Annotated in this window: 14 protein-coding genes and 2 pseudogenes; 1 reads left to right on the forward strand and 15 read right to left on the reverse strand. The window is 44.0% G+C overall.

Going from position 1 to position 18,436, the window contains the following annotated elements:
• Positions 1 to 2: 2 nt before the first annotated feature.
• The 7 genes and pseudogenes from fmt to MUN89_RS14290 form a co-directional block, all read right to left on the reverse strand.
• A pseudogene (fmt, locus tag MUN89_RS14260) lies at positions 3 to 935 on the reverse strand (methionyl-tRNA formyltransferase); the annotation flags it as partial.
• Positions 936 to 952: 17 nt separating this feature from the next.
• Complete coding sequence (gene priA, locus MUN89_RS14265) at positions 953 to 3,364, reverse strand: primosomal protein N' (RefSeq protein ID WP_244708463.1); 2,412 nt, start codon at positions 3,362 to 3,364, stop codon at positions 953 to 955.
• A gap of 6 nt (positions 3,365 to 3,370) precedes the next feature.
• On the reverse strand, positions 3,371 to 4,564 hold the full coding sequence (coaBC, locus tag MUN89_RS14270) for a bifunctional phosphopantothenoylcysteine decarboxylase/phosphopantothenate--cysteine ligase CoaBC (protein ID WP_244708464.1): 1,194 nt from the start codon (positions 4,562 to 4,564) through the stop codon (positions 3,371 to 3,373).
• A gap of 103 nt (positions 4,565 to 4,667) precedes the next feature.
• Positions 4,668 to 4,895, reverse strand: a complete 228-nt coding sequence (rpoZ, locus tag MUN89_RS14275; RefSeq protein ID WP_244708465.1) for a DNA-directed RNA polymerase subunit omega — start codon at positions 4,893 to 4,895, stop codon at positions 4,668 to 4,670.
• Entirely contained in the window at positions 4,892 to 5,512 is a 621-nt protein-coding gene (gene gmk, locus MUN89_RS14280; RefSeq protein WP_244708466.1) for a guanylate kinase, read from the reverse strand. Before gmk ends, rpoZ begins: the two co-directional genes overlap by 4 nt.
• Before the next feature lie 15 nt (positions 5,513 to 5,527).
• Positions 5,528 to 5,791 (reverse strand): extracellular matrix/biofilm regulator RemA, encoded by a 264-nt coding sequence (gene remA, locus MUN89_RS14285; RefSeq protein ID WP_079529790.1) that lies wholly within the window; start codon positions 5,789 to 5,791, stop codon positions 5,528 to 5,530.
• 86 nt (positions 5,792 to 5,877) lie between these two features.
• On the reverse strand, positions 5,878 to 6,759 hold the full coding sequence (locus MUN89_RS14290; protein WP_244708467.1) for a YicC/YloC family endoribonuclease: 882 nt from the start codon (positions 6,757 to 6,759) through the stop codon (positions 5,878 to 5,880).
• 153 nt (positions 6,760 to 6,912) lie between these two features.
• On the opposite strand from MUN89_RS14290, the pseudogene MUN89_RS14295 reads away from it, so the two are divergent.
• Positions 6,913 to 8,633 (forward strand): annotated as a pseudogene (locus MUN89_RS14295) (Rqc2 family fibronectin-binding protein).
• 250 nt (positions 8,634 to 8,883) lie between these two features.
• Here MUN89_RS14295 and pyrE read toward each other — a convergent pair.
• Genes pyrE through MUN89_RS14335 form a run of 8 tightly spaced genes read right to left on the reverse strand, consistent with a single transcriptional unit; the run spans position 8,884 to position 18,312 of the window.
• On the reverse strand, positions 8,884 to 9,516 hold the full coding sequence (gene pyrE / locus MUN89_RS14300; protein ID WP_244708468.1) for an orotate phosphoribosyltransferase: 633 nt from the start codon (positions 9,514 to 9,516) through the stop codon (positions 8,884 to 8,886).
• Positions 9,491 to 10,213: an orotidine-5'-phosphate decarboxylase gene (gene pyrF, locus MUN89_RS14305; protein WP_244713816.1), complete on the reverse strand. Its 723-nt coding sequence runs from the start codon at positions 10,211 to 10,213 to the stop codon at positions 9,491 to 9,493. The genes pyrE and pyrF overlap by 26 nt, the downstream gene beginning before the upstream one ends.
• Positions 10,179 to 11,114 carry a dihydroorotate dehydrogenase gene (locus MUN89_RS14310; protein ID WP_244708469.1) on the reverse strand — a complete coding sequence of 312 codons (936 nt, stop codon included), beginning with the start codon at positions 11,112 to 11,114 and terminating at the stop codon, positions 10,179 to 10,181. The genes pyrF and MUN89_RS14310 overlap by 35 nt, the downstream gene beginning before the upstream one ends.
• On the reverse strand, positions 11,111 to 11,872 hold the full coding sequence (locus MUN89_RS14315) for a dihydroorotate dehydrogenase electron transfer subunit (RefSeq protein ID WP_305852457.1): 762 nt from the start codon (positions 11,870 to 11,872) through the stop codon (positions 11,111 to 11,113). Before MUN89_RS14315 ends, MUN89_RS14310 begins: the two co-directional genes overlap by 4 nt.
• Positions 11,872 to 15,072, reverse strand: a complete 3,201-nt coding sequence (gene carB / locus MUN89_RS14320; protein ID WP_244708471.1) for a carbamoyl-phosphate synthase large subunit — start codon at positions 15,070 to 15,072, stop codon at positions 11,872 to 11,874. The genes MUN89_RS14315 and carB overlap by 1 nt, the downstream gene beginning before the upstream one ends.
• The gene (locus MUN89_RS14325; protein WP_244708472.1) at positions 15,051 to 16,160 is read right to left on the reverse strand and encodes a carbamoyl phosphate synthase small subunit; all 1,110 of its coding nucleotides are present in this window, start codon (positions 16,158 to 16,160) and stop codon (positions 15,051 to 15,053) included. The genes carB and MUN89_RS14325 overlap by 22 nt, the downstream gene beginning before the upstream one ends.
• Positions 16,141 to 17,433, reverse strand: a complete 1,293-nt coding sequence (locus tag MUN89_RS14330; RefSeq protein WP_244708473.1) for a dihydroorotase — start codon at positions 17,431 to 17,433, stop codon at positions 16,141 to 16,143. The genes MUN89_RS14325 and MUN89_RS14330 overlap by 20 nt, the downstream gene beginning before the upstream one ends.
• Positions 17,434 to 18,312 (reverse strand): aspartate carbamoyltransferase catalytic subunit, encoded by an 879-nt coding sequence (locus MUN89_RS14335; protein WP_244708474.1) that lies wholly within the window; start codon positions 18,310 to 18,312, stop codon positions 17,434 to 17,436.
• Between the last annotated feature and the right edge of the window lie 124 nt (positions 18,313 to 18,436).

Genomic DNA, 18,436 nt, shown 5'->3' on the forward strand with positions numbered 1-18,436 from the left:
CTCCCCAAACGTTCCCCTTGCTTTAACGATTGCCCTGCTCCATTGACAAATGATTGTCCATCCATTCGTTTTTTTCCAGAAGGCTGGAGCTCAACGATTTTTACTGCTTTCCCATCCCCGGTCTGCACTAAAAAACCATCTTCTTCTATTTGAAGAACTGTACCGGGCGACTGGTCATAGCTTCCTTTCATTTTTTCCACCCACCATACCTTTAACGGTTTTCCTCTCCAGTAAGTGAAAGCAACCGGCCAAGGATGCATACCTCGAACGTGGTCATATACCGCCTGCTGGTCGTTTGTCCAATCGATCCGTTCCTGCTCCCGCTTAATATTAGCAGCAAACGTAGCTTTCGTATCATCCTGTTTTTCGGGAGAAACCTCCCCCGCCAGTAGCTTTGGAAGTGTCTCTTTCACTAATTGGGCACCTGCTTTCGAAAGCTTATCATGAAGCGTACCTACATGGTCATTTTCCTCAATTGGAACACGTACTTTCGCAATCATATCCCCGGCATCGAGTTTTTTAACCATATACATAATCGTGACACCGGTTTCCTTATGACCCTGAATAAGAGAATAATGGATCGGAGCTCCTCCCCGCAGTTCTGGCAGCAAAGAGGCATGGACATTAATGCAGCCAAATTTTGGAGCTTGAAGCAGTTCCTCAGGAAGCAGCTGCCCAAATGCGGCGGTGACGATTAATTCCGGCTGGTATGCCAAAACTTCCTTATATTCATTTTTTATCTTTTCTGGTTGATATACAGGAATGCCATGCTTAAGAGCGGCGGTTTTGACCGGCGGCGGAGTGAGTTCTTTTTTTCTTCCCTTTGGCCGATCCGGCTGTGTTACTGCTACGACAACTTCATAACCTTGATGGATGAGTTCATTAAGTATAGGAACTGCAAAATCCGGGGTTCCCATAAAAGCGATTTTTGTCATCTCGCCAGGCTCCTTTCCTACATTAACTGATAAGGCTGAAAATCAACGGTGATTTGCAAGCCGTTCTCCTGTTTCATTTCTTCTTCGTAATAGTGTAATATTCGCTGGACTAATTTCCGAAGCTCTGGTTCCTGCTTGTATTTTATCATGCATTGATATCGATATCTATTATTGATCCGGGTAAGTGCTGAGGGCGTCGGGCCGAGCACATGGGAGTGTTCACTCAATTTCTGCCTCATGAATTGGGCAATTTTTTGGGTAACCTCCTGTACTTTCAACTGATTAGGGTGGGAAACTGTAACCAGTGTTAAAAAATAATACGGAGGATAATTAAATGCTTTCCGCAGCTTCATCTCCTCATTAAAAAACTGCTCGTATTGATAGCTCCCGGCAAGTTCAATGCTGTAATGCTCTGGAGTATATGTCTGGACTACGACTTCTCCAGGCTTATCATGACGTCCCGCCCGGCCGCTGACTTGAGTGATTAATTGAAAGGTTTTTTCTGCAGAGCGGAAATCAGGCAGGTTCAGCAGCGCATCAGCCGCAAGCACACCGACAAGGGTAACATTCCCAAAGTCGAGCCCTTTTGCGATCATTTGAGTTCCTAATAGGATGTCTGCTTCTTTGCTGCCGAACTTGCCAAGAATTTTTTCATGGGCTCCCTTCCGCCTCGTTGTATCGACGTCCATCCTTAGTACTCTGGCTTCAGGTATTAACTGCTGCAGCACTTCTTCCACCTTTTGTGTTCCCGTCCCAAAATATCGGATCGTTTTGCTTTCACATTCTGGACATTTCGAAGGTACTGGTTCTTCATAAGAGCAATAATGACATTTTAACCGCTCATGTTTTCGGTGGTAGGTTAAGGCAATATCACAGTGAGGACATTCCATCACATAGCCGCAGTCTCTGCACATAACAAACGTTGAGTAACCACGCCGGTTTAAAAACAAGACTGACTGCTCCCCTTTAGCCAGCCTTTCTTCCAGTTTTTCTTTTAATAACGTGGAAAACATAGAGCGATTTCCTGCGTGCAGTTCTTCCCGCATATCAATAAGTTCAACTTCCGGCATAGCTGCCTCGTTCATACGTTTTTTCAATGACAACAGCTGGTAATTTCCTTTTACTGCTCTTGCGTACGATTCAAGCGCAGGCGTGGCACTTCCGAGGACCACAGGGCAGAGATTGTTTTTTCCGCGTTCTATTGCCACATCTCTCGCATGGTACCTAGTCCGGTCTTCCTGCTTATAGCTGGTCTCATGCTCCTCATCAATAATGATGAGCCCAATATTAGTAAAAGGAGCGAAAATGGCAGAACGGGCACCTACGACCACCTGCACTTCTTTTCTTTGAATTTTACGCCATTCATCGTATTTTTCCCCTGCCGATAATGCACTGTGGAGAACAGCTACCTTAGAGCCGAATCGTCCTTTGAACCGCTCCACCATTTGAGGAGTAAGTGCGATCTCCGGAACAAGCATAATGGCTTCTTGTCCTTTATCAAGAACTTCTTGAATCGATTGGAGATAAACTTCCGTCTTCCCGCTGCCTGTCACACCATGAAGCAGAAATACATCATGCTTTTCATTTTTAATGGTTTGTAGTATTGGAGAGATCGCTGCAGACTGCTCCTCCGTCAACGGAAAAGGTTCGGTTCTTTCAAATCGCCGGTTCTCATAAGGATCACGGAAAACCTCCTGCTGATATTCCTTGACTAAGCCTTTTTCAACTAAAGGCTTGAGTGAAGCTGCAGTAGTAGCGAGCGTTTCCAACAGTTGTTTCTTTGGAACGGGTTGTTTATTTTCTGCAAAATATTCGAGTATTTGCTTCTGTTTGTTCGCTTGCTTAGGCAAATCCTCCAGTGCTTCAATGAGCTGTATCTCCTCAGCTCCTGGTTCTACAATGCGGGTGACTTTTTTCGTTTCACGGCTTTTCACTTCATAATGAACATCTACTTCTCCCGCTTGAATATGTTTTCTTAACACATGATAACTTAGCTTGGAATTTTCAAATTCTTCATATGGAATAACTCCTCTGCCCTGAAAGACATGTTCCAAATCTGAATCCAAATCTTCGTCCGTCATTTTCCATAATTCTTTGCGATATTTTGCTTTCATAATTTGCGGAAGCATGACTTGTAAGCAAGATATATAATAGCTGAGTGTATAATTGGAAAGCCATTTTCCTAATTCAAGCAGCTCGTCCGTTAAAACTGGTGTAACATCAAGACAGTCAGTGATAGACTTTACTTTTTGTAAAGTTGTTTCTTCAGCCAGCCCGACAACATACCCCATAATCTTTCTAGGTCCAAAAGGAATGATGACTCTGATTCCAGGCTGGACTATGCCTTTGAACTTCTCAGGTATTTGATAATCAAATGGCCTGTTTGTATTTTGTGAAGGCACATCAACGATGACTCTTGCGTAATTCACGTTGTATCACCATCCGAGTTCTTCCAATGATTTCATTAATATTTGTCGAGCCATTTCATCTTTTGAGATGACAGGGAAGGTCGTTTCTCTCCCTTGTTTTGTAATAAATAAGGATGAATTCGTATCATGGCCGAATCCTGAGTCAGCTTCACTGACATTATTAATTACAATGGCATCCAGATTCTTCTTGGCTAACTTTTCTCTTCCGTACCGTTCAACGTCATTTGTCTCCGCTGCGAAACCAATTAAGTATTGATGTTCTTTCCGCTTTCCGAGCTCTGCTAATATATCCTTTGTCCGCTCCATTTCCACAGTGTATTCTCCTGGTTGTTTTTTCATTTTCTGAGCAAATGTCTGTTTCGGACGATAGTCGGCAACGGCTGCTGCCTTAATGACGATATCGTTCGTACTAAAATGCTCAAGCACCTGATTATACATATCCTCTGCCGTAATGACATCAATTCTTTTGACACCTGCTGGGGCAGTTAAATTGACAGGACCGGTAATGAGCGTCACTTCTGCTCCGAGAAAAGCTGCCTGTCTGGCTAGAGCAAATCCCATTTTCCCTGTAGAAGGGTTGGTAAAATAACGGACGGGATCGATTTTTTCCCTTGTAGGTCCAGCTGTAATCAAAACGTTCTTTCCTTTTAATACTTTCGGATGCTGCTGGTTTTCGAGCACTTCTACGATCGTTTCCGGCTCCTCAAGCCTCCCTTTCCCTACGTACCCGCATGCAAGATAGCCTTCACCTGGTTCGATGAAATGAAACCCCCATTGGTCGAGTCTTTGTAGATTCCTCATCACTGACGGGTGGCTGTACATGTGTACGTTCATGGCTGGAGCGATATAGACGGGGGCTTCAGTAGCAAGCAGTGTCGTAGAAAGCATGTCATCCGCTAATCCGTTTGCCAACTTTCCAATTAAATTGGCAGTTGCCGGAGCGAGAAGAACGAAGTCAGCCCAATCGGCCACATCAATATGCTGGATTTGCGTCGCATCTTTTTCGTCAAATGTATCAGTGTAAACCGGATGCCGAGTAAGAGCTTGAAAAGTAGTCGGTGCCACAAACTTCTGGGCACTCTCTGTCATGACCACTCTCACTTCTGCTTTCGCCTGAACAAGTTTGCTCGCCAGTGCTGCAGCTTTGTAGGCAGCAATCCCTCCTGACACACCAAGTACTATCTTTTTTCCATTTAACATACGACCATACTCCTTTATCCTTCACTTTTTAATAAGGAAAAGCCGCGCTTTTTTCGTAAATAAAAGCGCGGCTTTCCTGAAGACTGTATAAAAGCTTAGATGGTTATAGGGTTTCCGTACGTGATTGAATTTCATCCGAATACGCAAAACCAAGTTTGCCATCGCGAATTTCTTCAAGAGCTACCCCCACTTGCTGATGGGAGGATGGTTTTTCAATCATTGGCGCACTTCCTTGCTTCAGTTCCCTGGCTCTGCGGGCTGAAAGTGTAACGAGAGTATATTTGGATTTGATTTGCTTTTGAAGCGAATCAATGCTTGGTTCGAGCATCATAATTCATTGACCTCCAATGCTTTTTTATATTGATGTGAAACACGTTCCCGTTTGCAGTGTTCACTAACCACAATCGATTGAACTTTGCTTACCGCATGGTCAATCTCATCATTCACAACGACATAATCATAAGCATCCATCATGTCGATTTCTTCTTTAGCAGCCAACAGTCGATTTTTAACCTTCTCTTCTGTTTCCGTACCACGGTTTACAATACGATCCTTTAGTTCCTCAAGAGACGGAGGAATTAAAAAGATAAAAACACCTTGCGGAAAGTTTTCTCTTACCTGAAGAGCTCCTTGCACTTCAATTTCCAAAAAGACATCGTTCCCTTGATCAAGGGTCTCTTCCACATAATTCCTAGGTGTGCCATAATAATTCCCAACGTATTCGGCATGTTCAATCAACTGCCCTTGTAGGATCAATTCTTCAAACTCTTCGCGGGATTTGAAGAAATAATCCACACCATCAACTTCCCCTTCACGAGGCTTCCGGGTAGTCATGGAAATAGAATAGCGCAAGTCTGTCGATTGATCGAAAAGCGCTTTTCTTACTGTTCCTTTTCCAACTCCGGAAGGTCCGGAAAGAATAAATAATATCCCCTTCTCATCTATCACTTCAGAAGTCCTCCCCTAATTCTCATCTGACATTTCATCATTGCTGATTACACGTTGTCCGACTGTTTCTGGCTGAACGGCAGACAACACCACATGATCACTGTCAGTAATGATAACGGCGCGGGTACGGCGCCCATATGTAGCATCTACTAATTTATTATTGTCACGAGCCACCGTAATAATACGTTTGATCGGAGCAGACTCCGGAGATACGATAGAAATAATACGATTGGCAGAAACAACATTTCCAAACCCGATGTTTATCAGTTTTAAACTCAAACGTGACTCCTCCTTCTAGTAGCACGAATCTCTTTCACGATTACACCATCTCTATTATATGAAAAAAGCAGGCAAAATCACAATTATTATTCTACATTTTGTACTTGTTCCTTCAGTTTTTCAATTTCACTTTTCAGTTCCACGACCCACTCGGTAACAAGATTGTCATTGGACTTGGAACCGATAGTATTGACCTCTCTATGCATTTCTTGAACGATAAAATCGAGTCTACGGCCAATAGATTCCTGTTTTTGCAGTGTTTTTGAAAATTGATCCAGATGAGACTTTAACCGCGTTAATTCTTCCGTTACGTCCCCTTTTTCAGCTAGCAGGGCGACTTCCTGAAGAACCCGCGATTGCTCTGCCAGGACTTCTTCTTTAGTATAGGCTTCAATTCTTTGGCGTATCCTTTCTTTGTATTCCTCCACGACAGAAGGACGCCTGTCTTCAAGCTTTTGTAAAACAGCGCTTATCTTTTGACAGCGGCTTGTAAGATCAGCTTCAAGACTTCTGCCTTCCTCACTTCTCATGGTTGATAATCGATCTAAAGATTCCTGAACAGCTTGCAACAAATTGGAATGTAAAATACTTGAATCTTCTTCTTTTTCCTGAACGGAAAAAACGTGTTCTAACCTTGTTACCATATCAACTGTAATTTCTCCAGTCAACTCGTATCGCTTTTTCATATCCACCAGCCGTTCAATATACTGATCAGCGATGTTCCAATCAACGTGTAGCGTTCGTTTTACCAAGCCCTGTCCTTCCAAGGTAACATATAAGTCTACACGCCCCCGGGAGAGATGGTACCGGATCAACCGCTTTAATTTTTCCTCTAAAAATAAAAGGTTACGAGGAAGTTTCGTTGAAATATCTAAGAATCGATGATTAACACTGCGTATTTCCACATGCAGCTGCATCCCTTCGACTTCCAGTGATTTCCTTCCATATCCTGTCATACTTTTAACCATGTGTATCACTTCCAGCCTGCTAGAGTCAATGTTCTGTTATTCTTTATTTTATCAAATCATAGGCAGGTAAAGCGAGCCACACTTTCCAATCCTTATGGATAGTGAAGCACCGGTCGTTCATGCTATACTCAAAATTTAGAGAGGTGAATTACGATGTCATTTGATGGAATTGTTACGAGGGCCATCACTCATGAATTAAATCAAACCCTGCAGACAGGGAGAATTATGAAAATTTATCAGCCCACTGATACGGAGCTGGTCTTAACAATCAGGAGCAACCGCAGCAAACATTCGCTGCTTATCTCTGCCCATCCTTCCTATGCACGATTTCATTTAACGGAGGATCAATATACCAATCCGAAAGAGCCGCCTATGCTCTGTATGCTGCTCAGAAAGCATTTAGTCGGAGGCTTTATCGAAAGCATCGAGCAGGTAAGCATGGAAAGAATCGTAAAAATTAAAGTCCGTGCCCGAAATGAGATCGGCGATGAAACGACCAAAACGTTAATGGTAGAAATTATGGGCAAACATTCCAACATCATATTGATCGATGAAGAGCAAGGATACATTTTAGACAGTATTAAGCACTTGCCTCCTTCCCAGAACAGACACCGAACCGTTATGCCAGGTCAGCCTTACAAACTTCCTCCAGAGCAGGGAAAAATAAACCCTCTCGATCTTGAACCCGAGGAACTCCTCCGTAAACTAGACTTCAATGCTGGAAAAATGGATAAACAAATATTACAGATTGTGATGGGATTTTCTCCATTAATTACGAAGGAAATTGCTGCCCGTGCCTATTTAGGGGGAGCTGAAGCATATGAAAATGCTTATCGCGAGCTTAGGACAAGAATTCAGCAAAATGACTATGAGCCGCAAATTTTCCGAGGAGAGAAGGAGCAATTTTACATTTTCCCTCTTAAAGCTTTCAGTGGAAAAACAGAAACATTTAGTACAGTAAGCAGCATGCTTGATGCTTATTACTCTGGAAAAGCAGAAAGAGACCGCGTCAAGCAGCAGGCTGGTGACCTTTATCGGTTCTTAAAAAATGAACGGGATAAAAATCAACGGAAGATTAAGAAACACGAACAAACGTTAATAAAATCTGAATCTGCCGAGGAATATCAAAGACTTGGGGAATTGCTTACTGCTCATATGCATTTAGTAAAGACCGGGATGAGGAAGTAAGAGTCGTCGATTATTATGACCCGGATCAATCTGAACGGGTCATTGATTTAAACCCTAATAAAACACCAAGTGAAAACGCCCAAAACTATTTTCAAACGTATCAAAAACTTAAAAAATCCAAGCAGGTAGTCAAGAAGGAAATCAAGAAGGCTGAACGTGAGATTACCTATCTTGACCAGCTTATTCAGCAAGTAGAAACAGCGAGAGAACAGGACATTGAAGAGATTCGGGAAGAACTAAGAGAAGAGGGCTATTTAAGGAAAAAAGCGCAGTCGTCCAAAAAGAAAAACAAACCTGCAAAACCTGAACCCGATTCCTACGTATCCACAGATGGGGTGACCATCTATGTAGGAAGAAATAATAAACAGAATGATTATTTAACGAACCGACTGGCAAGAAAATCCGACATTTGGCTGCACGCAAAAGATATTCCAGGCTCTCACGTCGTCATTCGTGAAGCGGAACCCAGTGAAGAAACGCTCTTTGAAGCCGCACAGCTGGCGGCAAACTTTTGTAAATTCAGCCGTTCTTCCTCCGTCCCCATCGATTACACACGGGTAAAACACGTGAAGAAGCCATCGGGGGCTAAACCCGGTTATGTCATTTATGACCATCAGCAGACGTTGTTTGTTACTCCTGATGCTTCCTTTATCAGGAACTTGAAAAGTAAACAAATCACCTCATAATTTCCAGCTTTTTTTCTACCAGACTGTTGAGATAAAACCCCACCAGTCTGGTAGTTTTTTAGATGGCTACAATTTCCCTTAGTAAGTAAGTGTGAAGATAATCTATAGTTTTTCATCAGTAACAAACTCTTTTCCCTGTTAATGCAGCCGGGAAAAAGAGAATCAGCCTCCCCAAATCTCGTAAGTTGAAGGGAGCAAAACATTGTAGTTCCCTTCAATAAATAATAGCTTCTTGTCTTACTCAAGTTGTCTATTCGGCCTGGGTAAAAATCTCTGGATTGGTTTTCCAGTTGTGAAGACGCTCCAGTTCCTGATCGTTGATCTTTCCTTCTACAATCATAGACTCCAGCAGTTCATCAAACGTGGCTAAAGAAGTATAAGTGAGCCCTTCGTTCCGGAAAGCCTCTTCCGCTGCGGTAAAGTTATAAGTGAAAATCGAGAAAACTTCATTTACTTCAACTCCTGCGTTTCTAAGGGCAAGAGCCGCATCAATTGAAGATTTTCCGGTAGAGATTAAATCTTCAATTACGATTGCGCGCATGCCCTCCTTTACCACTCCTTCAATTTGGTTTCCTTTCCCGTGTTTTTTAGCAGAAGAGCGTACATACACCATCGGCAGATTCAATAAATCCGCTACCCAGGCAGCATGAGGGATACCGGCAGTCGCACACCCGGCAACGACTTCCACGGGATAGGGAAGAGTATTCATTTTTTCAGCAAATTGTGAAGCAATCCTGTTTCTAATTTCAGGAAAAGACATCGTGAGCCGGTTATCACAGTAAATAGGGGATTTGAGACCTGATGTCCAGGTGAAGAAGTCTTTTACCTTCACTTGGACTGCACCAATCTCCAACAAATCATTGATTAATTGCTTGTCTGCCATTTTCAAGCTCCTTTTTCATAGATTCATAAGCCGATAAGGGATCTTGTGCTGATTTAATGCTTCGACCAGCCACGATAGCGTGACTCCCTGCAATACCAGCTTGAAAAGGAGTGGCCACACGCTTTTGGTCGTGTTTTTCATCCTCTTTTGCCCGGATACCTGGAGTCAAAGTTATGAATTCTGCTCCGCATGAGCGACGCACGGATTCAACTTCCCTAACGGAACAGACAACCCCGTCTGCTCCTGCTCGTTTCGACAAACCAGCATAATGAGCCACCACTTCTTCCATAGGTTCAGGCACTAGTTGTTCCCGTTTCAGCATTTCCTCATCTGTAGAGGTCAGCTGAGTCACGGCAAGTAATAAGGGCCGTCCACTTTGTCTTTCGAGACCCTCACGTGCTGCTGCAATCATGTTGCTTCCACCTTGGGCATGAACATTGACAACATCGACACCTAAGCCAGCAATCGTACTCATCGCCCTTTTAACCGTCACCGGTATATCATGAAGCTTTAAATCCAGGAAAATAGCATGCCCCCTTCGTTTTAACTCATGAACAATAGCAGGGCCTTCTTTATAATACATTTCCATTCCTACTTTAACCGGGATGCCACTCAGATGGTTAACTTCCAGAAAATGCAGGGCCTTCTGTGCCTCTTCAAAATCAAGAGCGAGATATAGAGGATGAATACGTTTCATCATGAGCACCTCCAATCGCATCGTTCACGGATTCGAAGCCATACTTCTTAAGCCCTTCAGGCAGCTGATCAATAAGCTCCTTGCATACGAGTGGGTTTTTAAAATTGGCGCTGCCTATGGCCACCGCACTTGCTCCTGCAAGCAGATATTCAATGATATCATCGACCGTTTCTATTCCACCCATTCCGATAATCGGGAGATCCACCGCTTCGTACACCTGGTAAATCATCCGGATCGCCACCGGTTTTATCGCCGGACCGGAAAGGCCTCCTGTCTTATTAGCGATAATTGGACGTCTAGTCTTCGGATCAATTCTCATCCCTGTTAACGTATTGATCATGGAAAGACCGTCAGCTCCTGCTTTGGCACATGCTTCGGCCATCGACACAATATCTGCTACATTTGGTGAAAGCTTTACGTAAACAGGTACATCGGAAACGTCCTTCACTTCCCGCACGACGTTTTCTGCTAAAAAAGGGTCTGTACCAAATTGTACTCCTCCTTCTTTTACGTTTGGGCAGGAAATATTTAATTCAAAGGCACTAACGGAAGTTTCGGAAAGTTTTTCGGCAACTGACACATACTCTTCCACCGTACTCCCTGCAACATTAGCAATAATCGGGGTAGGATACGTCTCTAAGAAAGGGATTTCTTTAGCAATGATTCCCTCAACTCCAGGATTCTGCAGACCTATTGCATTCAGCATTCCACTGGATGTTTCCGCCACACGAGGGGTCACATTCCCGAATCTCTTCCCTCCTGTTGCTGCTTTCATAATCACAGCACCCAAATGTGAAAGATCATAAAATTGCGCGAATTCACGTCCAAAACCGAAACAGCCAGATGCCGGCATCACAGGGTTTTTCAAATTTAGCCCAGGCAGTTCCACTCTGGTATTCATGGCAGGATCACCTCATCCGGACGAAAGACCGGGCCATCGCAGCAAATCTTCCGATAGCCCTGGTCGTCATTTGATTCTACAACGCAAGCAAAACATGCTCCAATTCCGCACCCCATCCGTTCTTCAATGGAGATGTAACCAGGGACATCACACATTTCTTCCTTTACCGCACGAAGCATCACTGTAGGTCCGCAGGAAAAAAATGTGTCTATCCTGTCTTTAAGATCAGGCAGAACGTTCGTCACAAATCCTTTCGTGCCCAGGCTGCCATCATTGGTTGTGACAAAAACCTTGCCTAATTCCTTAAACTTCTCTACATAAAATGCATCCTCTTTCGTTTGAAAACCGAGCACAGAAGTCACCTGAACACCTTTTTCCTTCAGCTTTTTCCCTAAGTAGTGCAGGGGAGGCACTCCAATTCCTCCCCCAATCAAGAGTGCTTGTTGAGTGTTAAGGTCGTGAAGCGGAAATCCTTTGCCCCCTGGACCTAGAACATCAATGAAATCTCCTGCTTTTTTTCCTGTAAGCGCATTTGTACCTTTGCCCATGACTTTATAAAGCAGTGTTATCGTGCTTTCGTCTTGATTTACATCAGCAATAGAAACCGGCCGCCTTAGAAAATATTCCTGGCTTACCTGCACGTGTACGAATTGACCAGGCTCACGAACGTGCTGTGCCACATCACCGTTAAGAATGAGCTGATAGGTATCGCGAGCTACTTCCGTGTGCTTTACTATCCTCATCCATTCTCGCTGCATCATTGAAATACCGCCTCTTTAGTTTGAATGGTCCGTGCCGTAAAAGTCATCGCGTCAATAACGTCGACGATCGTTTTCGCAGTGTCTAGACTAGTCAGGCAGGCAATTCCGTGCTCCACCGCTTCTCTTCGAATTCTGAAACCGTCCGTACGGGCCCGCTGGCCTTTATTTAACGTATTGACGACAAATTGCACCGCTCCACTTTGAATTAAGTCAATGACATCCCGTTGTTCTGAACCGACCTTTCCAACCGCTTCAACAGGAAGATGCGCTTCTTGAATAGCGTGGGCGGTTCCTTCGGTGGCAAACAACTGGAATCCGAGCTGATAGAAAGTCTTTGCGATCTCAACCATTTCCTCTTTATCTTTATCCGCAACTGTTAACAGTACAGAGCCTTGCGTTGGGATTTTAAGACCTGAAGCCGTCATTCCTTTATATAATGCTTTTTCAAGCGTCTGGTCATATCCGATCACTTCACCTGTCGATTTCATCTCCGGCCCGAGAGTGATATCTACGCTCCGAAGCTTTTCAAACGAAAACACAGGAACTTTCACATACACTCCGTCCGGCTTTACAGCTACTCCAGAACGGTAGCCGAGTGAAGCCAGTGATTCTCCTAAAATAACCTTAGTGGCAAGACGAGCCATGGTAACTCCGGTAATCTTGCTTAAAAATGGAACCGTCCTGCTCGCTCTAGGATTGACTTCTAGTACGTATGCCTGGTCACCCATAACGACGAACTGAATGTTAATTAACCCTTTCATATTCAAATCACGGGCAATCTTTGTAGTGGCGTCTATGCACTGGTCTTCAAGTTCTTTTGTTAAACGCTGGGTGGGATAAACGGCCATGGAATCTCCTGAATGGACGCCTGCTCGTTCAATATGCTCCATTATCCCCGGAATTACCACATCTGTTCCATCTGTGATCGCATCGACTTCTATTTCCATTCCGGTAATGTACTTGTCAATTAAGATAGGATGACCATTGTGAACGCGGACATTCTCTTCCATATAGATGAGCAGCTCGTCTTCTGAATACACAATTTCCATCGCACGCCCTCCTAAGACGTAAGAAGGCCTGACCACAACGGGATAACCAATATGAGCGGCAGCTTCAACCGCTTCCTTCTCGCTCGTCACGCTTTCTCCACCAGGCTTGGCGATGTTTAAACGATTTAAAAGCTGTTCAAACAGATCCCTGTCCTCCGTCTGGTTAATGGCATCCATCGTTGTTCCGAGAATAGTGACTCCGAATCGGTGCAGACCTTCTACTAAGTTAATGGCAGTCTGTCCACCAAACTGGACGATCACACCTTCCGGCTTCTCTAAATCAATGACATGCAGGACATCTTCTAATGTCAGTGGTTCAAAATACAGCTTATCTGAAACACTGAAGTCAGTAGAAACCGTCTCCGGGTTATTATTCATAATAATGGCTTCATAGCCCATTTCTTTCAAGGCAAGCACTGAATGTACAGTGGCATAATCAAATTCGATCCCCTGGCCGATTCTTATCGGCCCTGAACCAATCACCAGCACCTTTTTCTTATCGGTCACAATTGATTCATTTTCCTCTTCATAACTGCTGTAGAAATAAGGCGTTTCTGAGACAAATTCCCCAGCACAAGTGTCTACCATTTTGTAGACCGGACGAATGTTATGGCTGTTCCGGAATTGGATCACTTCATCCAGATCAACGCTTAAAAGCCGGGCAATTTGGATGTCCGAAAATCCTGCCTGTTTTACCTTGTGTATCGTTTCATACTGTAGCCCTTGCTCCTTTACATCATTTTCCATCCTGATGATTCTTAAAAGCTTATGAAGAAAGAAAAAATCAATGCCGGTGTAGGAATGAATTTCTTCAAGAGGCATATTTCTTCGCAATGCTTCTGCTAGGACAAAAATTCTTTCATCATCCGCGTGTTTCATCCGCTCGATCAGCTGATCCGTACTCAAGCTGACTAAAGCTTTCAAATAAAGCTCCTCTGTTTCACCTTCTAAAGATCGAACACCTTTTAGCAGAGACTCCTCCAATGTCCTGCCTATGGACATGATTTCTCCAGTCGCCTTCATTTGGGTGCCTAATTTTCTATTACCTTTGGCAAATTTATCAAATGGCCAGCGTGGAATTTTAGTGACGATATAATCTAGTGCCGGCTCAAAACACGCATAAGTTGTTCCAGTAATCGGATTTTTGATTTCATCCAGGGTTAAGCCAATCGCAATTTTAGCAGCAAGCTTCGCAATTGGATAACCTGTCGCTTTAGAAGCTAAGGCAGAAGAGCGGCTTACTCTGGGATTAACCTCGATCACATAGTACTGGAAGCTGTCCGGATCAAGGGCGAGCTGGACGTTACATCCGCCTTCAATTTCAAGAGCTCTAATGATATCAAGAGAAGCATTTCTCAGCATCTGGTATTCCCGGTCACTCAATGTTTGAGAAGGAGCTACTACAATGGAGTCCCCGGTATGGATGCCGACTGGATCAAAGTTCTCCATATTACAAACGACGATCGCTTGATCCTTTTTATCACGCATCACTTCGTATTCTATTTCCTTAAAACCGGCAATATTTTTCTCAATTAAGCATTGCTGGACCGGAGAAGCAGCAATCCCGGTTCTAGCTGTTTCTTTTAATTCTGCTTCACTATAGCACATGCCTCCGCCTGTACCTCCCATTGTGTAAGCAGGCCGGACAATGACGGGATATCCAATTTTCTCAGCAAATTTTAAAGCAGCATCTACTGAACTTACGATCTCGCTTTCTGCTACAGGTTGATTCATTTCGTTCATTAGACTGCGGAACTTTTCACGATCCTCTGCTTTTTCTATCGCTGACAGCGGAGTTCCCAGCAGCTCGACATGGTATTCTTCCAAAATGCCAGAATTATCGAGTTCAACAGCTAAGTTTAAGGCTGTCTGGCCACCTAGAGTTGGAAGGATGGCATCTGGCTTTTCTTTACGAACAATCTTTTTTAAAAATTCCAGCGTCAGCGGCTCCATATAGACTTCATCCGCAAACGTATGGTCTGTCATGATTGTTGCTGGATTGGAGTTGGCCAGGATAACTTCGTACCCTTCTTCTTTCAGCGACTGGCATGCTTGAGTGCCTGAATAATCAAATTCAGCTGCCTGTCCAATGATAATCGGACCTGATCCTATGACGAGAATGCGTTTTATATCTGTACGTTTAGGCATGAAGACCCCTCCTTCAATTTAGCTTGTTCGTTTGTAATTCTTTCCAGAAATTCATCAAATAAATGAGAAGTATCATCCGGACCTGGCGAGCTTTCTGGATGATATTGCACAGAGAATACGTTATGGCTCTCATGGGCAAGACCCTCTACCGTCTCGTCATTTAAAGATACTTGTGTAAGCGATAGATTTGTTGTTGTCAATGATTCAGTGTTCACAGCGTATCCATGATTCTGGGAGGTAATAACGGTACGCCCGGTTCTTAGATCTTTAACCGGCTGGTTGGCCCCGCGGTGGCCGAATTTCATTTTTGATGTATCAGCTCCCGAAGCCAGGGCGATCAGCTGATGCCCGAGACAAATCCCAAAAATCGGTATTCTCCCCATGAGTTTAGCTATAGTTTGAATCGACTCTGGTACATCTTTAGGGTCTCCGGGTCCGTTGGACAGCATGATGCCATCAGGACGGAGCCGCTCGATTTCTTCCGCAGACGTATGATACGGGACAACCGTTACGTGACAATTTCTTTTCGTAAATTCACGAAGAATTCCATGTTTCATACCGAAATCAATCAAGACAATCCGATAGCCTCTACCAGGAACGACATATGGCTTAATCGTTGACACTTGCTTCACTTGATCCCTGGCAAGCGGAGTAGCTTCCATCGTCTCAAGCACTTGGTTTACAGGACGGTCTACAGAAGTGAGCATCGCTTTCATCGTTCCGTACTTACGGATGATCTTCGTCAGTTTTCGTGTATCAATTCCGCTGATGCCTGGGATCCGTTTTGCCTTTAAAAATTCATCCAGCGATTCTTCGCTGCGAAAGTTGGAAGGCTGTTCACAATGTTCTTTTACTACAACGCCTAGGATTGCAGGATCTACCGTTTCAAAATCGTCACGGTTGATGCCGTAATTTCCTACGAGCGGGTAAGTAAACGTAACAATCTGCCCGCAATAAGAAGGGTCTGAAATGACTTCCTGGTATCCCGTCATCCCGGTATTAAAAACAATTTCTCCCATGGTCTCTCTCTGGCTTCCAAAACCTTGCCCTACGAATGTCGTGCCATCTTCAAGAACGAGCTGCTTCATAATTTGATTCCTCCCATATAACTTTTCCATTCATAATCGTCATTACCGGCCAGCCACTTGCTTCCCAGCCGTGAAATGGACTGTTCTTTCCTTTTGAAACTAACTGGTGCCTGTCGATGGTTTTCACCGTTTCCAAATCGATGACGACCAAGTCGGCAGCAGCCCCTTTTTCAAACCGCCCGTAAGGAAGTGAAAAGAGTTCACTTGGGCGCACAGTCATCCAGTTAATGAGTTCTTCTAGCGTTGCGGTGCCCTGTTTTACTAAGTGTGTATATAAAATTGGAAAAGCTGTTTCAAACCCGGTAATTCCAAACGGGGAACGCAAAAACCCTTCCTGCTTTTCTTCTTCAGTGTGAGGAGCATGATCGGTAGCTATACAATCGATCGTTCCATCAAGCAGACCATCAATCAGTGCTTCCTGATCTTCCACTGACCTCAGTGGTGGATTCATTTTATACATAGCATCATCCCCAGGGATGGAGTTTTCATTTAAAACCAGGTGGTGAGGAGTTACCTCTGCGGTCACTTTGATTCCTGCTCGTTTTGCATCGCGAATAACACGGACTGACTCTTTCGTGGATACATGGCAGACGTGATAATGGCAATCTGCTGCTTCAGCTAATAACACATCCCTTGCGATTTGCACCGATTCTGCAATGGAAGGAATACCAGGAAGCTTGAGCTTCTTATTTGCTGAACCTTCGTGTGCCACGCCTCCATATACAAGCGAATTATCTTCACAATGAGCTACGACTGCTTTATTTTGAAGGCTTGCTGCAAGCATCGCCTCAAACATTTTTGCTGCTTCCTGAACACCCACTCCATCATCAGTAAAAGCAAATGCACCTGCTTCAGACAGGGCCTCAATATCCACCATCTCTTTTCCAAGCTGGCGTTTGGTTATTGAAGCGTAAGGCAGCACCCTTACTTCTGCATCCTGATTAATTTTTTCGTATAATTCGTTTAGTGTTTCTACACAATCTGGCACAGGCCGGGTATTAGGCATGGAACATATGGTCGTAAAACCACCTTTGGCTGCGGCTTTAGTTCCTGAAGCGATCGTTTCTTTTGCTTCCCCGCCAGGTTCTCTTAAATGAACATGGACATCCACAAATCCTGAGCTGATTAATTTTCCACCGAGATCAATTTGCTGATTGGATCCTTCGCTTACCTTTTCTGAAATTTCCTTAATGGATTCATCCTCAATAAGCACTTCACATGCCTCAAGCTTCTCATTGACGAGTCGTTTGGCGTTGGTTAACTTAAGTTTCATTTATATCCCCTCCTCAAGTAGTAAATGAAGCAGAGCCATCCGGATTGTGACCCCATTCGTCATCTGCTTAAATATTCTTGATTTCTCTGACTCTACAAGTGAAGCTGATATTTCAACTCCCCTGTTTACCGGGGCCGGATGAAGAATAATCGATGATCGTTTCATCCTCCCTTCCCTCTCTATAGTTAATCCAAAGTCTTCTAGATATTGAGAGGACTGAAAGGGATCCCGATGTCGTTCATGCTGTATTCTTAAAAGCATCAGCACATCACATTCCTCCACCGCTTCATCAATGGATATGTATTTGTCCGAGATGGTCTTATCCTGCCATTCAGGCTTTGCGACAAACTTCACGTCCGCACCTAGATTTTTAAGTGCGTAAGCATTGGACCTTGCCACCCTGCTGTGTTTAATGTCTCCTGCAATGACGACGGACAGTCCTTCAAAAGTGCCGAATTCATCCTTGATCGTGAAAAGATCCAGCAACGATTGAGTCGGATGTTCCCCGGTCCCATCTCCTGCATTAATGACTGACATCCCAAGCTGTTCCGTAATTTGCTTGATTAAGCCGTTTTGGGACTGTCTAACAATAGCGATTTCGGTTCCGAGTGCTTCCAATGTTTTTAATGTGTCATAGAGACTCTCTCCTTTAATCAAGCTGGAATCTTTTTCTTCAAGGTCCACTACTTCTAAACCCAGCCGCCTTTCAGCCATGTAGAAACTGTGTTTCGTACGTGTGCTCGGTTCAAGAAATATATTAGCTGCAAAACGGCCGGAGTAGTTAGGTGAGAGTTGTTTATTTTCAATTGATTTCGCAGTGTGGATAATGTGCTCAATTTCTTTATTTGTCAGCTGGGTCATTGAGTGTAAATGCTTCATATCCCTCTCTCCTTTTCCATAAAAATAGCACCCCCGGGTGTCCGGGGGTGCTCTGTTTGCATCGCAAATGAGCTAAACCCTTCTACACCCTTGAAAGCCTCACAGGACTTTATTAAAACGTGTA

Source organism: Halobacillus salinarum (assembly GCF_022919095.1).
Taxonomy (GTDB): domain Bacteria; phylum Bacillota; class Bacilli; order Bacillales; family Halobacillaceae; genus Halobacillus_B; species Halobacillus_B salinarum.

Coding starts and splice junctions, on each gene's coding strand:
- coaBC (WP_244708464.1), bottom strand. CDS start 4,564: ATGTTAAATGGAAAAAAGATAGTACTTGGTGTGTCAGGAGGGATTGCT.
- rpoZ (WP_244708465.1), bottom strand. CDS start 4,895: ATGATGCTCGAACCAAGCATTGATTCGCTTCAAAAGCAAATCAAATCC.
- MUN89_RS14290 (WP_244708467.1), bottom strand. CDS start 6,759: ATGGTTAAAAGTATGACAGGATATGGAAGGAAATCACTGGAAGTCGAA.
- pyrE (WP_244708468.1), bottom strand. CDS start 9,516: ATGGCAGACAAGCAATTAATCAATGATTTGTTGGAGATTGGTGCAGTC.
- pyrF (WP_244713816.1), bottom strand. CDS start 10,213: ATGAAACGTATTCATCCTCTATATCTCGCTCTTGATTTTGAAGAGGCA.
- MUN89_RS14310 (WP_244708469.1), bottom strand. CDS start 11,114: ATGAATACCAGAGTGGAACTGCCTGGGCTAAATTTGAAAAACCCTGTG.
- MUN89_RS14315 (WP_305852457.1), bottom strand. CDS start 11,872: ATGCAGCGAGAATGGATGAGGATAGTAAAGCACACGGAAGTAGCTCGC.
- carB (WP_244708471.1), bottom strand. CDS start 15,072: ATGCCTAAACGTACAGATATAAAACGCATTCTCGTCATAGGATCAGGT.
- MUN89_RS14325 (WP_244708472.1), bottom strand. CDS start 16,160: ATGAAGCAGCTCGTTCTTGAAGATGGCACGACATTCGTAGGGCAAGGT.
- MUN89_RS14330 (WP_244708473.1), bottom strand. CDS start 17,433: ATGAAACTTAAGTTAACCAACGCCAAACGACTCGTCAATGAGAAGCTT.
- MUN89_RS14335 (WP_244708474.1), bottom strand. CDS start 18,312: ATGAAGCATTTACACTCAATGACCCAGCTGACAAATAAAGAAATTGAG.